The sequence below is a fragment of the Roseiarcus sp. genome (assembly GCF_052145395.1).
In the GTDB taxonomy this organism is placed as follows: domain Bacteria; phylum Pseudomonadota; class Alphaproteobacteria; order Rhizobiales; family Beijerinckiaceae; genus Roseiarcus.
In genome coordinates, this window is record NZ_JBKQOT010000403.1 from 1 (window position 1) to 3,435 (window position 3,435).

The window sequence follows — 3,435 nt, forward strand, 5'->3', positions numbered from 1 at the left end:
TCCGCCCCGTGGCCGAGGCCTTTGACCTTGTCCTCGATGCCCGCCATGCCCGAAAGGATGAGGATAGGCGTCTTGATCTTCGTCACCCGCAGCGACCGGAGGACTTCGTAGCCCGACATGTCCGGCAGGTTGAGATCAAGCAGAATGATATCGTAGTCGTACAGCTTCCCGAGATCGATGCCCTCTTCTCCGAGGTCGGTCGTATACACGTTGAAGTTTTCGGACTTCAGCATGAGCTCGATGCTTTGCGCGGTCGCCGCATCGTCCTCAATCAGTAATACGCGCATGTTTAGGCTCCCCGCCTCGCCTCTTGCCGTTTGACCGCGGTTTTGTACGTCGCTTTCACAGCCAACCCTCGTGGGCGCGCAGTCGGACCGAAGTCCAAACTGATTCGAACGAAGAGTGGCGGCCATTGGTTAACAAATCGTGTTTCCTTCTTGCAAGTGCCCCTGCCGTTAAGTCAAGCAACAATACAACCTGCTGATAAATCAGCGTTTTTCAAGATTAAAATTTTTAAAGTATTACATCAAGAACGGTTGGTAACAGATTCATCCGATTCGAGGTTCTGCACCTGCTGATCGGCGTTTTCGTCCTGTTGAAAACAGGGCCAAAGAATTCCCGCCGGCGCCCAAAGAAATTTCGGCTGATTGTCGCCGACGCGGGTAAAGGAAACGCTAAACCCCTTCGTCCGCCGCAAATCCTCTCGTTTCCCGGTCGCGAACCGGCCGGTGCCCCACGCCGCGGACAGCGTTCCCGGAACGGAAGCGGGTAAGATAAGCGAAACTTTCCGGCGCCAATGTCCCGAGGTCTCGCGGGCATGAATTTCGACGCCCTTTCGGGCGGCTGTTCTTCAAGGAGCGTTCAGGAATGAAGTCGCGGGACACGCTGATCCGTCTCAAACGCTTTCAGCTCGAGGAAAGGCGCCGTCGCGTCCGCCAGATCGAACTGATGGTCGCCGAGTTCGTGCGCATCTCGGGCGAGCTCGACCGCGAGATCGCCACCGAAGAGAAGCGCGCAGGCATCAGCGATCCCCGTCATTTCGCTTATCCGACCTATGCGCGCGCGGCGTCGGCGCGGCGCGACAACCTCAAGAGCTCCGTCGCCGAACTCGCTGCTCAGCTCGAGGAGGCGAAAGCGGCCGAGCTCGAGGCGCAGGCCGAACTCGTCAAGGTCGAGGCGCTCGAAAGTCGCGACAAGGCGAACGAACGGCCCGTCGACGTCTCCGCTCGAGCCTGATCCCGCCCGTCAGGCGCGGCCGCTTCCCTGCGTCCGATCGCCGCAGCGGCGCCGGAGATGCTGTCGCGTTGCGGTGAAGCCCTCGATGATCTATGGGATTGCCGCGCCGAAGGGCTGGCGTCCTTCCCCGTGGGGATGAAGCTGGTCGGGAGCGGCGGAGCCGCCATTCAGAGACGGTCGTGGGGAAGGTTTCATGCTGATAGGAGTGCCCGCGGAAAAAGACCCGGCTGAGACGCGTGTCGCAGCGACCCCGGAGACCGTTAAGAAGTTCATCGGCCTCGGCGCCGACGTCGCGGTCGAACATGGGGCGGGCGTCGAGGCCGGCGTCCCCGACGCCGACTTCCAAGCGGCAGGGGCGCGGCTCGTCTCCGCCCCCGAAGCGCTTGGCGCGGACGTCGTGCTCAAGGTGCGCCGCCCGAAGCCGGAGGAGATTGCGGCCCTCAAGAACGGCGCGCTGGTCGTCGCGGTCATGGACCCTTACGGTCACGTCGAGGCAATCGACGCGCTGGCGAAGGCCGGCGTATCGGCCTTCGCGATGGAGCTCCTGCCGCGCATCACCCGCGCGCAGGTGATGGACGTCCTGTCCAGCCAGGCCAACCTCGCCGGCTATCGGGCCGTGCTCGACGCCGCAGCCGAATACGGCCGCGCATTGCCGATGATGATGACGCCTGCAGGCACGGTGCCGGCGGCGAAGATGTTCATCATGGGCGTCGGCGTCGCAGGTCTTCAGGCGATCGCCACCGGACGCCGCCTCGGCGCGATCGTCACGGCGACCGACGTGCGCCCGGCGACCAAGGAGCAGGTCGAGTCGCTGGGCGCGAAGTTCGTCGCGGTCGAGGACGAGGAGTTCAAGCAGGCCGAGACCGCAGGCGGCTACGCCAAGGAGATGTCGGACGCCTACAAGGCCAAGCAGGCGTCCCTGATCGCCGCGCACATCGCCAAGCAGGACATCGTCGTCACCACGGCGCTGATTCCCGGACGGCCCGCCCCCCGTCTCGTCACTGCCGAGATGGTCCGGTCGATGCGTCCGGGCTCGGTGCTCGTCGATCTCGCCGTCGAACGCGGCGGCAATGTCGAGCTCGCCAAGGCCGGCGAACTCGTGACGACCGACAACGGCGCCAAGATCATCGGCTATTCCAGCGTCACGCGCCTCGCCGCCACCGCTTCCGCCCTCTATTCTCGTAACCTATACGCCTTCGTCGAGACGCTGATCGACAAGGCGAACAAGGCGCTCGCGGTCAACTGGGACGACGAGCTCGTCAAGGCGACCTGCCTCACCCGCGGCGGCGCGATCGTTCATCCCAATTTCCTGCCCAAATAGGCCCGACCCGCGAGCCAAACCCGAACACCGGAGAACCGGATGGACAACCTCGACGCCGCCATCGCCAAACTGAGAGCCGCAACCGACGCCGCCGAGCAGGCGGCCCGCTCGGCGCATGCTTACGGCGACCAAATCGCCGCCGCCGGCCATGCGGTCTCGGGCGGCGCGATCGACCCCTTCGTGTTCCGCCTCGCGATCTTCGCGCTTGCGGTGTTCGTCGGCTACTACGTCGTGTGGTCTGTCACGCCGGCCCTGCACACGCCGCTGATGTCGGTCACCAACGCGATCTCGTCGGTCATCGTCGTGGGCGCCCTGCTCTCGGTCGGCGTCGCGGGCGTCGACAGCGGCTCCGGCTTCGCGAAGCTGGTCGGCTTCCTCGCCCTCATCCTCGCGTCGGTCAACATCTTCGGCGGGTTCCTCGTCACTGAGCGCATGCTGGCCATGTACAAGAAGAAGGGCTGACGGACGTGAACCCCAACCTCGCCGCCATCCTCTATCTCGTCGCGGGCGTCCTGTTCATTTTGGCGCTGCGCGGCCTGTCGTCGCCCGCGTCCTCGCGGCAGGGCAACCGCTACGGCATGATCGGCATGGCGATCGCCATCCTGACCACGCTGGCGCTCAAGCCCCCGTCGGGCGTCCTCTCGTGGCTGCTCGTCATCCTCGGCTTCGCCATCGGCGGCGGCATCGGCGCCTGGCGCGCTCGCACCGTGCAGATGACGGCGATGCCGCAGCTGGTGGCGATGTTCCACTCGCTGGTCGGCCTCGCGGCGGTCCTGGTCGCGGCGGGCGCGCTCTACGCGCCCGAGGCCTTCGGCATTTCGGAAGGTGCAGGCATCCACCCGGCCAGCATCATCGAGATGTCGCTCGGCCTCGCCATC

Annotated in this window: 5 protein-coding genes; 4 read left to right on the forward strand and 1 reads right to left on the reverse strand. The window is 64.9% G+C overall.

The window, feature by feature from the left end:
* On the reverse strand, positions 1-287 hold a 287-nt coding region (locus tag ACLP25_RS13495; protein WP_442469703.1), incomplete at its 3' end, for a response regulator.
* Positions 288-867: 580 nt separating this feature from the next.
* Between ACLP25_RS13495 and ACLP25_RS13500 the strand changes: the two genes are divergently transcribed.
* The 4 genes from ACLP25_RS13500 to ACLP25_RS13515 form a co-directional block, all read left to right on the forward strand.
* Complete coding sequence (locus ACLP25_RS13500; RefSeq protein ID WP_442469704.1) at positions 868-1,236, forward strand: flagellar export protein FliJ; 369 nt, start codon at positions 868-870, stop codon at positions 1,234-1,236.
* A 193-nt stretch (positions 1,237-1,429) separates the two neighbouring features.
* The gene (locus ACLP25_RS13505; protein WP_442469705.1) at positions 1,430-2,557 is read left to right on the forward strand and encodes a Re/Si-specific NAD(P)(+) transhydrogenase subunit alpha; all 1,128 of its coding nucleotides are present in this window, start codon (positions 1,430-1,432) and stop codon (positions 2,555-2,557) included.
* Between the two features lie 39 nt (positions 2,558-2,596).
* Entirely contained in the window at positions 2,597-3,019 is a 423-nt protein-coding gene (locus ACLP25_RS13510) for a proton-translocating transhydrogenase family protein (protein WP_442469706.1), read from the forward strand.
* A gap of 5 nt (positions 3,020-3,024) precedes the next feature.
* Positions 3,025-3,435 (forward strand): NAD(P)(+) transhydrogenase (Re/Si-specific) subunit beta (locus tag ACLP25_RS13515; protein WP_442469707.1); only part of this gene is annotated, 411 nt, incomplete at its 3' end.

What these genes read in the sequence shown, in the direction of transcription:
- ACLP25_RS13500 (WP_442469704.1), top strand. Translation starts at nt 868, where the DNA reads ATGAAGTCGCGGGACACGCTGATCCGTCTCAAACGCTTTCAGCTCGAG.
- ACLP25_RS13510 (WP_442469706.1), top strand. Translation starts at nt 2,597, where the DNA reads ATGGACAACCTCGACGCCGCCATCGCCAAACTGAGAGCCGCAACCGAC.
- ACLP25_RS13505 (WP_442469705.1), top strand. Translation starts at nt 1,430, where the DNA reads ATGCTGATAGGAGTGCCCGCGGAAAAAGACCCGGCTGAGACGCGTGTC.